Below are 14,258 nucleotides of genomic sequence, written 5' to 3'. Positions count from 1 at the left end.
CTCACTTTGTCTTCAGCAACACGCCGATCTGGCTATTCTTTTCGATTTCGTTCAGCCCGGCCGTGCAATAGCTCAGCGGGTCGTCCTGCTGGACGCCACGCTGGGCCAGATACGTATCGGCCAAGCCTTTCACGCGGGCTTTTTCGGCCTTGTCTTTGACAAAAGCCCGGATTTCATCGTCGGTGTACCCGTCATTCTTGGCCAGACGCTCAAGGGTCTTGGCAAAGCTATAGGCTTTGAACATGCGCGGCTCGATGCTGGGACAGTTGTCTTGGATCTTGTCGCCAATCGCGATGATCAGCAGCCCGTCATTGATCTGCTGATGGTCGCGCAGCCCATTCGCCGAGGCCAGCGAAGGCCCCATGGAAAGCCCGGTAACGGTTGTGGCAAATGCCAGTGTTTTCAATGTGTTCATCAGGGAACTCCTTTCGAAGAAAGGAGTGGGAGCGCGATCGCTGCTATTCAATAACAGCCCACCCGCCCGGCGGTTCCCCGCTGGTTTCGATCCCTGATATGCCCCCACACGCATCATCATTCTGCCGCCACCTGCGCACAGCCGCGTGTGCGCCATCGGGTGGCGTCTTTCAGATAAGACCAGCCAAAAGCATGATCACTGTCGCCTTTGGCGCGCAGATGCTCAAGACGTTCCAAGGCTTCGCCCAGCGTCGGCTGATGCCCCTCGGGCACCCACCACATGACGAAATGCATCTCACCCATCAGCTCGAACCACTCGGCCCGGCGCTCATAGAACTGGCGATGCACCGTGTCCCAAACGAACTTCTCAAGGCTGACCACGTCTTCCCACACAGTCAGATTGCTGACCATTTGCGGGTCGCCGCCAATGCAGTTTTCGGTGTTGCCCGTGTCCGGCGCGCCCGACCCTTCCATCATCCAGACAAAGCCGGGCATCTTCTTGCCCAGCCCGTTGATCAGGTCGATGGCCCCCATAAAATCGGCCACGCGCGGATCAGCCGGGTCAGCCAGAAGCCGCCCAACATTCAGTTCCGCAAGATGATGGCCCTTGGGGTGCATGGTCGTGCCTTACTCCGCCGCCACAGCCGCCGAGATACGGCCGGATTTGGTGTATTTGATGCGGTCTTCGATCTCGTCACGGAAATGACGGATCAGGCCCTGAATCGGCCATGCCGCGGCGTCGCCCAGCGCGCAGATGGTATGGCCTTCGACCTGCTTGGTCACGCTTAGCAGCATGTCGATTTCCTCGACCTCAGCCTCGCCGGTTACCAGACGCTCCATCACCCGCATCATCCAGCCGGTGCCTTCGCGGCACGGGGTGCACTGGCCACAGCTTTCGTGCTTAAAGAACTTGGCCAACCGCCAGACGGCTTTGATGACATCGGTGTTCTGGTCCATCACGATCATGCAACCGGTGCCCAGCGAGGATTTATTCTCGCGCATCCAGTCGAAATCCATGATCGCCTCATCGCACATGTCCTTGGGCAGAACCGGGCAAGAGGCGCCACCGGGGATGATCGCTTTCAGGTTATCCCAGCCGCCGCGAATGCCGCCGCCGTGCTTTTCGATCATCTCGCGCATCGACATCGACATTTCTTCTTCGATGACGCAGGGCGTGTTCACATGACCGGTCATGGCAAACAGCTTGGTGCCCTGATTGTTGGGGCGGCCAAAACCGGCAAACCACGCGCCGCCACGGCGCAGGATGGTGGGCACAACGGCGATGGATTCAACATTGTTCACCGTGGTCGGGCAGCCATACAGACCAGCCCCCGCCGGGAACGGCGGCTTCATGCGCGGCATGCCCTTGCGGCCTTCAAGGCTTTCCAGCAGCGCGGTTTCCTCGCCGCAGATATACGCCCCTGCCCCGTGGTGCAGGTAGAGGTCGAAATCCCAGCCCGTGCCCGCAGCGTTCTTGCCCAGCAGACCGGCGTCGTAAGCTTCGTCAATCGCCGCCTGAAGCGCTTCGCGTTCGCGGATGAACTCGCCCCGGATATAAATATACGAGGCATGCGCGCCCATGGCGAAGCTGGCAATCAGCGCGCCCTCGATCAGGGTGTGGGGATCATGGCGCATGATCTCGCGGTCTTTGCAGGTTGCCGGTTCGGATTCGTCAGCATTGATCACCAGATAATGCGGACGCCCATCGGATTCCTTGGGCATGAAAGACCATTTCAACCCGGTCGGGAAACCCGCACCCCCACGTCCGCGCAGGCCCGAAGCTTTCATCTCGTCGATGATCCAGTCGCGACCCTTTTCGATGATGTCCGCCGTGCCATCCCATTGGCCACGCTTGCGCGCGCCAGCCAGCGAACGGTCATCCATGCCGTAGATATTGGTAAAGATGCGATCTTCGTCTTTCAGCATGTCTTGCCCCTCAATTCTCGCGACCCGCGCGCCGGATTTGCCACAACACGACCATCGCCCAGAAAAACGCTGCGAGCGAGAGCATGTAGAACAGCATCTCAAATCGCATCGACAGTCCAAGGATATCGGTCAGCCAAGGGGCCACGATGGCAATCAATCCGCCCACTGCGATTACCACAGCAGCCACGCGCCCTTTTTGCGCGTTTTGCGATTGATTGGCGTTACGCCCCCCAGTCATGGTCAGCCCTTTGTTCTTTGGTCAGCTGCGGTCGAAACCCGCGCTTAACCCTTTGCCAGTTCCGCCGCCTGCGCGATCCAGCCATCGCGCTCAATACGGCCCTTGAATTTCAGTCTCGCGTCAACCCAGGCCACTTCGGCCTCGGACCAGGCCGCGATCTGGTCATAGTGATAGAAGCCCAGCTCGTTCAGCACGCCTTCCAGCTTGGGCCCCACGCCTTTAATCTTCTTCAGGTCATCTGCCCCTTCGGCCCGTGCCGCAGACAAGGTGACAGGCTGCACTTCATCGGTGTCCTCTTCGACCGCAGCAAGGGGTGCGGGCGCAGGTTCAGGTGCAGCTTCGGGTGCCGGCACAGCTTCGGGCGCGGGCGCCGCCTGCTGAACCGGTTTTGGTGTGGGTGTGGGGGCAGGTTCTGACTTGGAAGCGGTCTCAGCAGGCGCTGTTTGCACGACCTGCGCCACGATCGCGTCGGGGTCCTCCTCCCCAAACGCGGCCTGACGGCGCGGTCCTTCCTGCGGCGAGACGCAGATCAACCAAGTCAGAAGCAGGCCCAAAAGGCCGCAGGTGACAATGCCCAGAAAGATCGCTGCAAGCCATGCATAACCACCTGCGACCAGCGCAAGCGTCACTACGGCGCCAACCACCGCAGAGATTATCCAAAGCTTCAGTGGGCAACCAAGCCCGTTCGACCCTTCCGACATCTGCCGGTCCTCCTGTCCCTACACTGGGGTGATTAGTAGACATCACCCTTTTTCACACGCTGCGCGAACTCTGTCTGACCTCCCTCAGCCAGAACGCGCGCTTGATCGACCCAGCCATCCCGGCTGACCCGTCCTTTGAACCCTTTCAGGTTCTGATCGACCCAGGCCACCTCGTCGGCAGTCCATGCCGCAACCTGATCGAAATGGTAAAAACCTAACTCGTTAAGCAATTTCTCAAGCGCGGGACCAACACCTTTGATCATCTTCAGATCATCGCCAGCCCCGTCGCGCGCCCCTTCCAACCCGGTCGGGCGCGTACCTTCTTGGGCGGCATCCTCAGCCTTGGCCTTGGCGGCGGGTTTGGGCGCGGCCTTGGGTGTTTCAGCCTTGGGCGCAGGTTTGGGCGCCTCAGCTTTGGCCGCGGCGGGTTTGGCCGCAGGTTTCTCCAGCACTGCAGCATCCGCATCGCCCGTCCCGGCGGCGTTCCATGGCGTGGTCAACGGTACCTCGGTGCCATCAATCCGCTTGACGGTATCCCCCAGATCCACAGCCCGTTGAACCGAACCGTTATACTGGGTGTGGCCGCTGTCGACCTCGGTCAGGGCCGTCAGCCCGCCCAGAGGTTCGCACCCATACCGGCCATTCTGCGGCCCCGGCACCGGCACGTCGCCCTTGGCCAGCGCCTCCAGAATTTCCGTCAGCTTTTCCGGCGTCAGGTCTTCGTAGAAGTCCTTGCCGATCTGGACCATCGGCGCGTTGGTACACGCGCCCAGACATTCAACCTCTTCCCAGCTGAACTTACCGTCCGCAGACAGCGCATGGGCCTTGTCGGCAATCTTGTCCTGACAGACTTTGATCAGGTCTTCGGCACCACAAATCATGCAGGACGTCGTCCCGCAAATCTGCACATGCGCCAGCGTCCCAACCGGTTTCAGCTGGAACATAAAATAGAACGTCGCAACCTCAAGCACCCGAATATAGGCCATGCCCAGCATGTCCGCGATGGTTTCGATCGCGGGCTTTGACAGCCACCCCTCCTGCTCTTGTGCGCGCCACAAAAGTGGGATCACGGCACTGGCCTGACGGCCTTCGGGGTATTTCGTCAGCTGCGCCTCTGCCCACGCTTGGTTGGCGGGGGTAAAGGCGAAGCTGTCAGGCTGTTCATGGTGCAGACGTCGAAGCATTACTCAGCGCAGGCTCCTGATACGAGTTTGATGCCGCCATCTTCCGAGGCGTCGATAATTTCCTGATAGATGCGCAGCTGTTCAACCATCACATCCAGCTCTTCTTCCGAAAAGTCGGTGGACGATTCAACCACCAGGGCAGACTCTTCGTCATTCACAACGCAGCCCGCATTGAACAAGGCAACGCGGAACGTGGCAAGATCATCGTCGGTCGGAGTCCAATCTTGCGCAGCCAGCGCCAAAGGCGACAGGCCAATCAGGAAAGCGGTAGTTTTGATCAGGGTTTTCATGGGGTTACTCCTTGAATTGAGGCAAACTTTGCCTCGTACTCTTGAAAAGGAGACGCCGACGCGCAGGCGCCTTCGCTCCGATGGGTCCCCACCCAGATTCCGTGATATGCCCGGGGGTCGATCAACGGTCGATCTCCCCGAACACGATATCCATCGTCCCGATAATCGCCGAGACATCGGCCAGCTGATGCCCCTTCGAGACGTAATCCATTGCTTGCAGATGCAAGAAACCCGGCGCGCGCAGCTTGGCGCGATAGGGTTTGTTCGAGCCATCCGACACCATGTAAACGCCGAACTCGCCCTTGGGCGCCTCAACGGCGGCATAAACTTCGCCGGCGGGCACGTGGAAGCCTTCGGTATAAAGCTTGAAGTGATGGATCAACGCTTCCATCGAGGTTTTCATATCGCCGCGTTTGGGCGGTGTCAGCTTGCCCCGGGCCAGCACGTCGCCCTTTTCCACGCGCAGCTTGTCGATGCACTGGCGCATGATGTGGACAGACTGGCGCATTTCTTCCATGCGGCACAGGTAACGATCATAGCAGTCACCGTTCTTGCCGACAGGAATCTGGAATTCCATCTCGTCATAGCATTCATAGGGCTGCGAACGACGCAGGTCCCAAGCCAGGCCCGAGCCACGGACCATCACGCCCGAAAAGCCCCATTCAAGAATGTCGTCCTCGGTGATGATGCCGATGTCACAGTTGCGCTGTTTGAAGATACGGTTTTCAGTCAGCAGCGTGTCCAGATCGTCCACGACTTTCAGGAACGGGTCACACCAAGCTTCGATATCATCCAGCAAATCGGGCGGCAGGTCCTGATGGACGCCACCGGGGCGGAAATAGGCGGCGTGCAGACGGGCGCCACAGGCGCGCTCGTAAAACACCATCAGCTTCTCGCGCTCTTCAAACCCCCACAGCGGCGGGGTCAGCGCGCCCACGTCCATCGCCTGCGTGGTCACGTTCAGCAGGTGGTTCAGGATGCGACCGATTTCCGAATACAGCACCCGGATCAACGAGGCCCGGCGCGGCACTTCGGTGCCGGTCAGCTTTTCGATCGCCATGCACCAGGCGTGTTCCTGGTTCATCGGGGCCACGTAATCCAGACGGTCCAGATAGGGAAGGTTCTGCAGATAGGTGCGGCTTTCCATCAGCTTTTCGGTGCCACGGTGCAGCAGGCCGATATGCGGGTCTGCGCGCTCGACGATCTCGCCGTCCAGCTCCAGCACCATGCGCAGCACACCGTGGGCCGCAGGGTGCTGCGGGCCGAAGTTGATATTGAAATTCCGGATCTTCTGTTCGCCGGTCTGTGCGTCGTTGAAGTTACCGTCCATCCGCTTAGGCCCCCGCCCCGATTGCTGCCCCGCCAAGGGTCAGCGCATCTGTGTCTTGATCTTTCAGGCTGGTGCGCAGCCCAAAAGACGGCGCTGACATCGCTGTCAGACCATCCAATTGACGTGTCTCGCACCATGTATTCGTCATGCGGGCCTTCCCATCACGACGCCCCCGGGCGCGCAGAGAATACCCGCCCGATGTGGCGGCAATAAGGCATTGGTTAACCATGCCAATGCCTGCCGAAACGGCGCTTATGTGCTGTGCGCCGCTCACCCTTTGGCCTCGCCCCGCTCGTCGCCGGGCAGGATATATTCGGCCCCTTCCCACGGGCTCATGAAGTCAAACTGGCGGTATTCCTGAACCAGGCTAACGGGCTCATAAACCACGCGTTTCTGCGTCTCGTCGTAACGCACCTCGGTATAGCCAGTGGTCGGGAAGTCCTTACGCAGCGGATGGCCCCGGAAACCATAATCCGTCAGCAAACGGCGCAGGTCCGGGTGGCCGGTGAAGATGATCCCGAACATGTCGAACACTTCGCGTTCAAACCAGTTGGCCGATTCAAATACCGGCATCAGAGACGGCACCATCTCATCCTCTCGCACCGCGCATTTGATGCGGATACGGTGGTTTTGGTACATCGACAGGAAGTGATAGACCACGTCAAACCGGGCTTCACGCGCGGGGTGGTCGATGGCGGTAATGTCGACCAGAGTCGAGAACCGGCAGGTCGCATCGGATTTCAGAAACTCGACCAGTTCCACGATGGAATTGGCCGGGGCTTCCAGCGTCAGCTCGCCAAAGTTCACGGCATAAGACAGCACGTGATCTGGGCGTTTCAGGCTGATATGGGCGCCAAGTTCGTTCAGAGCGTCAGACATGGCTTACCTCGCAATCGTGCCGGTGCGGCGGATTTTGCGCGACAGCTGCAAAATGCCATAGACCAGCGCTTCGGCGGTCGGCGGGCAGCCGGGCACATAGACGTCAACCGGAACGATCCGGTCACAGCCGCGCACGACGGAATAGGAATAGTGGTAATAGCCGCCGCCATTGGCGCAGGACCCCATCGAGATCACATAACGCGGCTCGGGCATCTGGTCATAGACCTTGCGCAGGGCTGGCGCCATTTTGTTGGTCAGGGTGCCGGCCACAATCATCAGGTCCGACTGGCGCGGCGAGGCGCGCGGCGCAGTCCCCCAACGCTCAAGGTCATACCGCGGCATCGACGTGTGCATCATCTCAACCGCGCAACAGGCCAACCCAAAGGTCATCCAGTGCAGACTGCCGGTGCGGGCCCAGTTGATGATGTCCTCGGTCGAGGTCAGCAGGAAACCTTTGTCCTGCAGCTCGTCATTCAGCAACCGCGTGGCGTGCTCTTTGTCACCGCCTGCGGTGTTGGCTCCGGTCATCACTCCCATTCCAGGGCCCCTTTCTTCCACTCATAGGCAAAGCCGATGGTCAGAACGGCCAGGAAAACCATCATCGACCAGAACCCGACCATCCCCATGTCACCAAAGGCAACAGCCCAGGGGAACAAGAAGGCAATTTCGAGATCGAAGATGATGAAAAGGATGGCGACCAGATAGAACCGCACATCGAATTTCATACGCGCGTCATCAAACGCGTTGAAACCACATTCATAGGCCGAGGTTTTTTCCGGATCGGGATTTCTGACCGCCAGAATGAACGCTGAAAGGAGGAGTATAAGCCCCAGTGCCGTCGCCATTCCTAAGAAAATCAGAATTGGCAGGTACTCACGAAGCAGATCTTCCACAGCGTCTCTCCCTAGTTAGGTGCGCCGAACCGGCATGCCTTGATCACCAGATGGTTTACCCCTGCGCGCCAGCAGGGTCAACCAAACCGCGACCCTCCAACCCCTTTTATTTGTTGGGTTTTCAAGATTGTGTTTTGAAGCGGCATTTGAACAACCGCGAAATATTGCCGCAGGGCGGGATTCGCGCCCGCTGCGTCGCAGAATTCGACTCAATGCCGGGAATGTGCCGGGTCAATGCGCAAATATCGCGCCTTGATTTAGATCAAGTTTTACAAATTTTTTCGACCTGCCCACGCCCCCTCCGGCTAGAGCCCTTAAAAGAGGCGCAAAATTTGGGGGCCAGAGCCGTCGCTCCCCTCGGCCATCGCCACGCCACCAAGCGCATGGCTTGGCGCCCTCTCCGGGACGCGGCCCGCCAGCGGACCGACATGCAGTCGCAGCATTTTACCGGCTACGTCACAAAGGCTCAGGGCTTGCAATGATGTTATTGGCCCCTGTGCAAAGCGTGCTTTGCGTGGGTCCGCAGGGGCAGACCGCGCCGCCTGCGTCAAAACCACGCGTTCGGCGGTCGCGGTGGGCACATCGCTGTGTCAGCGGGTCCCGGCAGATCCGCGCAGCCCGCGCGCCAAAGCCGCCGCCTGCCCAATCGCCTCTGGGTCAAGCCCGGTAACAAAGCCACGGTTATGCAACCAGTTCACCACGGTTTCAGTGGCCACATTCCCCGGCGCGTTTCCGGCAAACGGACAGCCGCCCAAGCCACCAACCGCAGCATCAAACACCCGCAGCCCCAAATCCAATGACGCCTCGATATTAGCAAGCGCCCGACCGCCCGTGTCGTGAAAATGCCCGGCCAGCTGGTCGGCGGGCAGCTCTTGCAAAACAGCGTTCAACATGGCGCGCACGCTCTGCGGTGTGCCCGCACCAATCGTGTCGCCCAGACTGATCTGATAGCAGCCCAGATCGCGCAACGCCGCCGCCACGCGCGCCACCTGCGCCACGGGGGTCGGCCCATCAAACGGGCAGGCGATGGCACAGCTGACATAGCCACGCACCGGAACACCCGCCTTGGCAGCGGCCTGCGCGACCGGTGCAAACCGTTCAAGGCTTTGCGCGATTGAGGCATTGATATTGGCACGGCTGAACCCCTCAGAGGCGGCGCCAAAAATCGCCACCTCATCCGCCCCCGCAGCAAGGGCGCGCTCAAACCCTTTCAGGTTTGGGGTCAGCGCCGCATAGGCCACGCCCGGCACGCGGTTCAGCCCCGCCAGTACCTGCGCCGCATCCGCCATCTGCGGCAACAGGCGCGGCGACACGAACGAGGCCACCTCGATCCGCTGAAACCCCGCCCCCGACAGCAAATCAATCAACGCGATTTTCTGATCGGTCGCGATCATCCGCGGCTCGTTTTGTAACCCGTCGCGCGGCCCCACTTCGAAGATTTCGACCATGTCGGGCAAGATCACGCGCCCCCCGGAACCGGATAGAAATCTTTGGCATAGAAATCCTGCTGCCCGTCGCGCGCCCGTGCGGCCTGATACCCGGGCCGGGTCTCAAGGCGCTGTCGATAGGCGCGCAGATGCGGGAACGGATCCAGAGGCACAAAGTAGGGCGCGGCAAACAGGTTGAAGCCCATCATGATGTCAGCCCCCGAGAACCCCGACGGCAAAAGAAATTCCTGCCCTGCAAGCATCGCCTCGGTGGCCCTCAACGTCTGCGTCAGCCGCATCGTGTTCAGCTTAATCACCACCGGGCTGGCATCTGCCGGATCGCGCAGGAAAACATGGTTCAGATTCAGCTGTTCAATCAGGCTGGCCTGGGTTTCGGCGAAATTGAGCGCCTGCAAAAACGCCGCGCGGTCCGGATGGCCGGGCGCGCGGCCCAGCCCGAACTCCGGGTGGCGCTCGCACAACAGTTCCATGATCGCGCCGCTTTCAAACAGCGTCTCACCGTCGATTTCCAACGCCGGAACCCGCCCCGCCGGAGAGTGCGCCATAAAATCCGGCGCGCGCAACGATCCATCGCGAATGCTGTATTCGATGATGTCAAAGCTCTGTTCCAGCTCTTGCAACAGCCACAAAACCCGGAACGAACGCGAAAACGGCACGTGGTGCAATCGTATCATTCTGGTCCTCCTGGGCTGATCATCCACGGCGATCGGCCCCGGTGCAACCTTGCCGTGGCGTGGCCCCGGGGCAAAGGTGACGTCAAAATTGCGGGGCTGCGCCAGGGGCCACCGCAAGCTACCCCGCCGCGCGCAGGCGCCGACACCAATTAAGACGTGCGCCACCGTCATAGGCAACAGCCAGCCCTTCGTTGATCAGCGTGTCGGCCACATCCTGGCCCGCGACTGCCATGCGCACCAAAAGCCGCCCGTATTTGTCGCTTCCCTGTCCGTCCAGCGTCACCCTGCCTGCCGCGACCAGAGCGCGCAACCGCGTGGTGGCCTGCGCGCCCAAGGCAGCTTCGGCAGCGCAGCCCGGAGACTTGGTTTCAGGCGTGTCAAACCCCACCAGCCGGGCGGTGCGTTCCTGCCCATCGCAGGTCAGCGCCACGGTGTCGCCGTCGTAGACATAGCTCACAAGGCACCCCCGCGCGCTGAGATCGTGATGGGCCACGAACCAATCGGTGAACTTGATCAGCGCCATCACCAGCACCACCACGTACGCAAACAGGGTTGGCGACAGTTTCATCGACACCCAACCGCGACGCAAAAGATATGCATGCCTTGTGCATCTGATGTGCATGGGGTGTGCATCATGGTTTTCCCTCCATCGACATGCGCTTGGGTGCACCACCTTCCCACACCCAGCGCCGCGCCGAAAGCACCATCACCCCTGCCCTGCGACGTTTTGACCAACCGCCCACACGCCCCAACTGAGCGGCACTTGACCCAAGTCAAAGCGCCGACATCCCATCCGCAAAATGGTGCAGCACGCGCGATCCTGAGGAGACAGAAAATGAAGAAGATTCTCGCCGCGACACTGGCTGCCGCCCTTGGCACCACCGCTTTGCCTGCCCTAGCCCAATCCGCAGGGGACTGGACCGTTGGTCTGGGTCTGGGTGTTGTGGCCCCTAAAAGCAACAACGGCCTGCTGGCGGGTCAGCCCACGACAATCGACAATGACGTGCGCCCGACCATCACCTTCGAATACTTCGTAAGGGACAATATTGGTATTGAGCTGCTGGCCGCGACCCCGTTTGAACACACCGCGACCGTCACCGGTGTCGGCACGGTTTCGACCAAACACCTGCCCCCGACCCTGTCGGTGAACTACCACTTTGCCAATGACAGCAAATTCACCCCGTTTGTCGGCGCTGGCATCAACTATACCACGTTCTTCGAGGAAAGCTCGGCCTTGGGCACCGTGTCCCTGAGCGACTCGGTCGGGCTGGCCCTGCACGCGGGTCTGGATGTGGCGATTTCCGACAAAGGTTCGCTGCGCGCTGACCTGCGCTGGATCGACATCAACTCGGATGCTTACCTGAATGGCGCCTTCATCGGCGAAGCCGAGATTGACCCAATTGTCTTTGGGCTGTCTTACATCCACAACTTCTGATCTGACATCCATCAGGTCTTGCAAAGGCATCGCTCAGCGCGGTGCCTTTTTTTGTGAATGCACCCGCTGCGCCGCAAAGGGAACGCGCCGATCCGCTTAGAATTGAACATGATAACTCAATACAATCAAAAGGATAGGTCAGGGCAATTTGATGCAAATCAGGGCGATTTGTGACATAGTATATTAACATAATCTCATCGCTGGCTGAGGAGGGACACGATGAAACCTATGAGCACTCTCATGATCGGAGCGGCCGTATTGGCCTTGGCAGCCCCTGCCACCGCGCAATCGCGCGGGGATTGGACGTTGTCGTTTGGGATCGCCGGGGTCATGCCCGCATCCGACAATGGCCTGTTGCTGGGATTTATTCCCCACAGCGTGGACGATGGCATCAGCCCGGTTTTCACCGCCGAGTATTTCTTTGCCGATAACTGGGGGGTCGAACTTCTGGCTTCATTGCCATTTGAACATGACATCAGCAACCCAGGCGTCGGCAATATTGCCAGCGCCAAACTGCTTCCGCCGACAATCAGCGTGAATTATCATTTTCCCACCGAAGGGCGGTTTGATCCGTTTCTGGGGGTCGGCCTGAACTACACCAAGTTCACCGATGTCGATGGTCAGGGCGTGTTGGCGGCAACGACCGTTGACCTTGAAGACACAACCGGTTTCGCACTGCATGCAGGGTTCGACTATGCCCTGAATGACTACAGCGCCGTGCGATTTGATTTGCGGTACTTCGATCTGGAATCCGAGCTGACGGTGAATGGATTCTCTCTGGGGAATACCAAGATTGACCCGGTTGTGGCCGCGGTTTCTTACGTCCGGCGGTTCTGAAACCGCAGCCTACGTGGCTTGATAAAGCGCGCTGACCTCGGCCCGGATGATGCGGGCGATCAGCGCGCAGTCCTCCAATGAAAAGGTCAAGGGCAGGCGCATGTCTATCAGCCCCGCCAAGACCGCGTCCGTCTGCGGCAACGCCGTGGGCGCGGCATAACGCCAATGGTCATAGCGCGAGGTGAACCCGATTGGCTGATCTGCCCCAAACCACTTCAGTTCAACACCACGCGCCCCACACCGCGCTATCAAATCCCGCAGCTTTGCCCCCGACCAGCCGGGCAGCAGGAACTGGATAGAGGACCCCACAAAGCTTTCTGGCGCCGGGCGATGGATCACCTGCAAACCCGGCGTGTCGCGCAGGCCATCTTGGACCACTTGATAACGTTCATTCCAGCGCGCGCACTGTTCTGTTAAGCCCTGCAATTGCGGTCGCAGGATTGCGGCCCGCAGATTATCCATGCGCCCCGACACGTTGGGCGTATCCAGTTTCAGGCCCTCAAAGACCTCGGGCGCAGGGGCTGCCAGATGGCGTTCATACAGCATGTAAGAGCCAGACAGGATCACCGCTTTGGCCGCCAGCACGGCGTCATCCGTGATCAAAAGCCCCCCCTCGCCAGAGTTCATATGCTTATAGGTCTGGGTCGAATAGCAACCGATCACCCCATGACGGCCCGAGGGTACCCCGTTCCACGCCGCACCCATGGTATGGGCGCAATCTTCGATCACCTGCACCCCCGCGGCATCACAGATCGCCATCAGTGCATCCATGTCGCACAGATGCCCGCGCATGTGGCTGAGCATCAGAACCTTGGCCCCGGTGTCGCGGATCATCTTTTGCAGGTGATCCAGATCAATGGTCAGCTGTGCGGTTACCTCGACAAAGACCGGCTGTGCGCCCACCGCTGCAATGGCCCCCGGCACAGGCGCAAGGGTAAAGGCGTTGGTCAACACCTGATCCCCTGCCCCGACATCCAAGGCCCGCAGCGCGCAGCCCAACGCATACCCGCCCGAGGCCACCGCCAGACAGTACTGCGCCCCGGTCAACGCGGCGAATTCCTGCTCCAATAGCGCGACCTCGCCGGGATCATCGCCCACAGTGTTATAGCGATGCAGGCGACCATGGCGCATAACCGTCAACGCGGCCTCGATCGCCGCTTCCGGGATCGGTTCTTGCTGGGTGAAAGAGCCGGTGAAACGTTCGGTCATGGAAACATCATCCTCTGCATGGGTCACGCGCCCAGCAGTCGCACGACGACATCGTCCAGATGATCATAGTGATCCAACAGAGCCTCGGGCTCCAGTTCCGCGACGTCACGCCCATCAGGACCAAAGGTCACCAAGGCGCAAGGCACACCCGCAGCGCGGGCGGTATCGCGGTCGGTGATCGTGTCGCCAATCAGGATAGAGCGTGCGACCTCTCCGCCTGCCTGTTGAACCGAGGCCACATAGGGCGCTGGGTCAGGCTTGCGCGTGGGCAAGGTGTCTGCCCCGATCATCGAGCCAAACAGCCCTCGCACCCCCAAACGCGCCAGCAAGGTTTCCGCCAGACCTTCGGGCTTGTTGGTGCAGACACCCACCAAAACGCCGCCGCTGCGCAGTCGCTCGATGGCGTCAACCACGCCCGGGTACAACGTGGTCTGCACATCAATCGCATCGGCATAGGCTTGCAGGAATATGGGGAACTGTGTCTCGACATCGGCAGGGCCATAGGTGGGACCCGCCCGTTCAAACCCCAGCGATAACATCGCCCGCCCGCCCTTGAAGGCGGCCGCCTGATCCGCCACCGGGTCCAGCAGCGCGCCCAGACCTAACCCGTCAAAACAGCTATTGGCCGCCGCAATCAGATCGCCGCTGGTATCCGCTAGGGTCCCGTCCAGATCAAAGATTACCGTGCGCATCGCACCCCCGTTTGGCGGCTTTCCGCCCATTGCTGAAACCTGTGGAAACGCCTTTTGATCGGCCTTGCCCTTGCGCCCCTGCATAGCGTCGATAAAAGGTGCACAACA

At 60.1% G+C, this 14,258-nt stretch carries 19 protein-coding genes; 2 read left to right on the top strand and 17 right to left on the bottom strand.

Translation table 11 applies throughout. The features are described 5' to 3' along the window. Nucleotide 1: 1 nt before the first annotated feature. The 15 genes from ATO10_RS00395 to ATO10_RS15800 all read right to left on the bottom strand — a co-directional run bounded on the left by ATO10_RS00395 (nucleotide 2) and on the right by ATO10_RS15800 (nucleotide 10,545). The gene (locus ATO10_RS00395; protein ID WP_051597860.1) at nucleotides 2–415 is read right to left on the bottom strand and encodes a DUF5333 domain-containing protein; all 414 of its coding nucleotides are present in this window, start codon (nucleotides 413–415) and stop codon (nucleotides 2–4) included. A gap of 116 nt (nucleotides 416–531) precedes the next feature. Beyond that, complete coding sequence (locus ATO10_RS00390) at nucleotides 532–1,032, bottom strand: DUF3291 domain-containing protein (protein ID WP_035246666.1); 501 nt, start codon at nucleotides 1,030–1,032, stop codon at nucleotides 532–534. 9 nt (nucleotides 1,033–1,041) lie between these two features. Then, complete coding sequence (gene nuoF, locus ATO10_RS00385) at nucleotides 1,042–2,340, bottom strand: NADH-quinone oxidoreductase subunit NuoF (protein WP_035246663.1); 1,299 nt, start codon at nucleotides 2,338–2,340, stop codon at nucleotides 1,042–1,044. A 10-nt stretch (nucleotides 2,341–2,350) separates the two neighbouring features. Continuing rightward, a complete protein-coding gene (locus ATO10_RS00380; RefSeq protein WP_035246660.1) occupies nucleotides 2,351–2,578 on the bottom strand; it encodes a DUF5337 family protein in 228 nt (75 codons plus the stop codon). A 44-nt stretch (nucleotides 2,579–2,622) separates the two neighbouring features. Then, nucleotides 2,623–3,279, bottom strand: a complete 657-nt coding sequence (locus tag ATO10_RS16330; protein ID WP_035246656.1) for a hypothetical protein — start codon at nucleotides 3,277–3,279, stop codon at nucleotides 2,623–2,625. Between the two features lie 32 nt (nucleotides 3,280–3,311). Continuing rightward, on the bottom strand, nucleotides 3,312–4,463 hold the full coding sequence (locus ATO10_RS00370) for an NADH-quinone oxidoreductase subunit E (RefSeq protein WP_035246655.1): 1,152 nt from the start codon (nucleotides 4,461–4,463) through the stop codon (nucleotides 3,312–3,314). Continuing rightward, entirely contained in the window at nucleotides 4,463–4,753 is a 291-nt protein-coding gene (locus ATO10_RS00365) for a hypothetical protein (protein WP_035246654.1), read from the bottom strand. The genes ATO10_RS00370 and ATO10_RS00365 overlap by 1 nt, the downstream gene beginning before the upstream one ends. Nucleotides 4,754–4,874: 121 nt before the next feature. Next, nucleotides 4,875–6,083: an NADH-quinone oxidoreductase subunit D gene (locus ATO10_RS00360; RefSeq protein ID WP_035246652.1), complete on the bottom strand. Its 1,209-nt coding sequence runs from the start codon at nucleotides 6,081–6,083 to the stop codon at nucleotides 4,875–4,877. Between the two features lie 4 nt (nucleotides 6,084–6,087). Beyond that, the gene (locus ATO10_RS16325; RefSeq protein ID WP_155886663.1) at nucleotides 6,088–6,231 is read right to left on the bottom strand and encodes a hypothetical protein; all 144 of its coding nucleotides are present in this window, start codon (nucleotides 6,229–6,231) and stop codon (nucleotides 6,088–6,090) included. Between the two features lie 122 nt (nucleotides 6,232–6,353). Next, a complete protein-coding gene (locus ATO10_RS00350) occupies nucleotides 6,354–6,962 on the bottom strand; it encodes an NADH-quinone oxidoreductase subunit C (RefSeq protein WP_035246648.1) in 609 nt (202 codons plus the stop codon). Between the two features lie 3 nt (nucleotides 6,963–6,965). Beyond that, nucleotides 6,966–7,499 (bottom strand): NuoB/complex I 20 kDa subunit family protein, encoded by a 534-nt coding sequence (locus ATO10_RS00345; RefSeq protein ID WP_035246645.1) that lies wholly within the window; start codon nucleotides 7,497–7,499, stop codon nucleotides 6,966–6,968. Further along, the gene (locus tag ATO10_RS00340; RefSeq protein WP_035246643.1) at nucleotides 7,490–7,855 is read right to left on the bottom strand and encodes an NADH-quinone oxidoreductase subunit A; all 366 of its coding nucleotides are present in this window, start codon (nucleotides 7,853–7,855) and stop codon (nucleotides 7,490–7,492) included. The genes ATO10_RS00345 and ATO10_RS00340 overlap by 10 nt, the downstream gene beginning before the upstream one ends. A 590-nt stretch (nucleotides 7,856–8,445) precedes the next feature. Further along, nucleotides 8,446–9,312, bottom strand: a complete 867-nt coding sequence (locus ATO10_RS00330) for a hydroxymethylglutaryl-CoA lyase (RefSeq protein WP_035248169.1) — start codon at nucleotides 9,310–9,312, stop codon at nucleotides 8,446–8,448. A gap of 2 nt (nucleotides 9,313–9,314) precedes the next feature. Next, nucleotides 9,315–9,977, bottom strand: coding sequence for a glutathione S-transferase family protein (locus tag ATO10_RS00325; protein ID WP_035246636.1), 663 nt, complete (start codon nucleotides 9,975–9,977; stop codon nucleotides 9,315–9,317). A gap of 118 nt (nucleotides 9,978–10,095) precedes the next feature. Then, a complete protein-coding gene (locus tag ATO10_RS15800) occupies nucleotides 10,096–10,545 on the bottom strand; it encodes a thermonuclease family protein (protein WP_051597859.1) in 450 nt (149 codons plus the stop codon). A 267-nt stretch (nucleotides 10,546–10,812) separates the two neighbouring features. Between ATO10_RS15800 and ATO10_RS00315 the strand changes: the two genes are divergently transcribed. Both ATO10_RS00315 and ATO10_RS00310 read left to right on the top strand, forming a co-directional pair. Next, nucleotides 10,813–11,412 carry an OmpW/AlkL family protein gene (locus ATO10_RS00315; protein ID WP_035246634.1) on the top strand — a complete coding sequence of 200 codons (600 nt, stop codon included), beginning with the start codon at nucleotides 10,813–10,815 and terminating at the stop codon, nucleotides 11,410–11,412. A 219-nt stretch (nucleotides 11,413–11,631) separates the two neighbouring features. After that, the gene (locus ATO10_RS00310; protein ID WP_035246632.1) at nucleotides 11,632–12,249 is read left to right on the top strand and encodes an OmpW/AlkL family protein; all 618 of its coding nucleotides are present in this window, start codon (nucleotides 11,632–11,634) and stop codon (nucleotides 12,247–12,249) included. A gap of 9 nt (nucleotides 12,250–12,258) precedes the next feature. Here the strand turns inward: ATO10_RS00310 and ATO10_RS00305 are convergent, their stop codons facing one another. Both ATO10_RS00305 and ATO10_RS00300 read right to left on the bottom strand, forming a co-directional pair. Next, nucleotides 12,259–13,458, bottom strand: a complete 1,200-nt coding sequence (locus ATO10_RS00305) for a DegT/DnrJ/EryC1/StrS family aminotransferase (protein ID WP_035246630.1) — start codon at nucleotides 13,456–13,458, stop codon at nucleotides 12,259–12,261. 23 nt (nucleotides 13,459–13,481) lie between these two features. Beyond that, on the bottom strand, nucleotides 13,482–14,150 hold the full coding sequence (locus ATO10_RS00300) for an HAD-IA family hydrolase (RefSeq protein WP_081806409.1): 669 nt from the start codon (nucleotides 14,148–14,150) through the stop codon (nucleotides 13,482–13,484). Nucleotides 14,151–14,258 lie beyond the last annotated feature (108 nt).

The organism is Actibacterium atlanticum (genome assembly GCF_000671395.1).
In the GTDB taxonomy this organism is placed as follows: Bacteria; Pseudomonadota; Alphaproteobacteria; order Rhodobacterales; family Rhodobacteraceae; genus Actibacterium_D; species Actibacterium_D atlanticum.
Note: the sequence above shows the minus strand (reverse complement) of the source record. Positions and strands in the feature narration are given on the sequence as shown.

What these genes read in the sequence shown, in the direction of transcription:
- ATO10_RS00395 (WP_051597860.1), bottom strand. Translation starts at nt 415, where the DNA reads ATGAACACATTGAAAACACTGGCATTTGCCACAACCGTTACCGGGCTT.
- ATO10_RS00390 (WP_035246666.1), bottom strand. Translation starts at nt 1,032, where the DNA reads ATGCACCCCAAGGGCCATCATCTTGCGGAACTGAATGTTGGGCGGCTT.
- nuoF (WP_035246663.1), bottom strand. Translation starts at nt 2,340, where the DNA reads ATGCTGAAAGACGAAGATCGCATCTTTACCAATATCTACGGCATGGAT.
- ATO10_RS00380 (WP_035246660.1), bottom strand. Translation starts at nt 2,578, where the DNA reads ATGACTGGGGGGCGTAACGCCAATCAATCGCAAAACGCGCAAAAAGGG.
- ATO10_RS16330 (WP_035246656.1), bottom strand. Translation starts at nt 3,279, where the DNA reads ATGTCGGAAGGGTCGAACGGGCTTGGTTGCCCACTGAAGCTTTGGATA.
- ATO10_RS00370 (WP_035246655.1), bottom strand. Translation starts at nt 4,463, where the DNA reads ATGCTTCGACGTCTGCACCATGAACAGCCTGACAGCTTCGCCTTTACC.
- ATO10_RS00365 (WP_035246654.1), bottom strand. Translation starts at nt 4,753, where the DNA reads ATGAAAACCCTGATCAAAACTACCGCTTTCCTGATTGGCCTGTCGCCT.
- ATO10_RS00360 (WP_035246652.1), bottom strand. Translation starts at nt 6,083, where the DNA reads ATGGACGGTAACTTCAACGACGCACAGACCGGCGAACAGAAGATCCGG.
- ATO10_RS16325 (WP_155886663.1), bottom strand. Translation starts at nt 6,231, where the DNA reads ATGACGAATACATGGTGCGAGACACGTCAATTGGATGGTCTGACAGCG.
- ATO10_RS00350 (WP_035246648.1), bottom strand. Translation starts at nt 6,962, where the DNA reads ATGTCTGACGCTCTGAACGAACTTGGCGCCCATATCAGCCTGAAACGC.
- ATO10_RS00345 (WP_035246645.1), bottom strand. Translation starts at nt 7,499, where the DNA reads ATGGGAGTGATGACCGGAGCCAACACCGCAGGCGGTGACAAAGAGCAC.
- ATO10_RS00325 (WP_035246636.1), bottom strand. Translation starts at nt 9,977, where the DNA reads ATGATACGATTGCACCACGTGCCGTTTTCGCGTTCGTTCCGGGTTTTG.
- ATO10_RS15800 (WP_051597859.1), bottom strand. Translation starts at nt 10,545, where the DNA reads ATGAAACTGTCGCCAACCCTGTTTGCGTACGTGGTGGTGCTGGTGATG.
- ATO10_RS00315 (WP_035246634.1), top strand. Translation starts at nt 10,813, where the DNA reads ATGAAGAAGATTCTCGCCGCGACACTGGCTGCCGCCCTTGGCACCACC.
- ATO10_RS00310 (WP_035246632.1), top strand. Translation starts at nt 11,632, where the DNA reads ATGAAACCTATGAGCACTCTCATGATCGGAGCGGCCGTATTGGCCTTG.
- ATO10_RS00305 (WP_035246630.1), bottom strand. Translation starts at nt 13,458, where the DNA reads ATGACCGAACGTTTCACCGGCTCTTTCACCCAGCAAGAACCGATCCCG.
- ATO10_RS00300 (WP_081806409.1), bottom strand. Translation starts at nt 14,150, where the DNA reads ATGCGCACGGTAATCTTTGATCTGGACGGGACCCTAGCGGATACCAGC.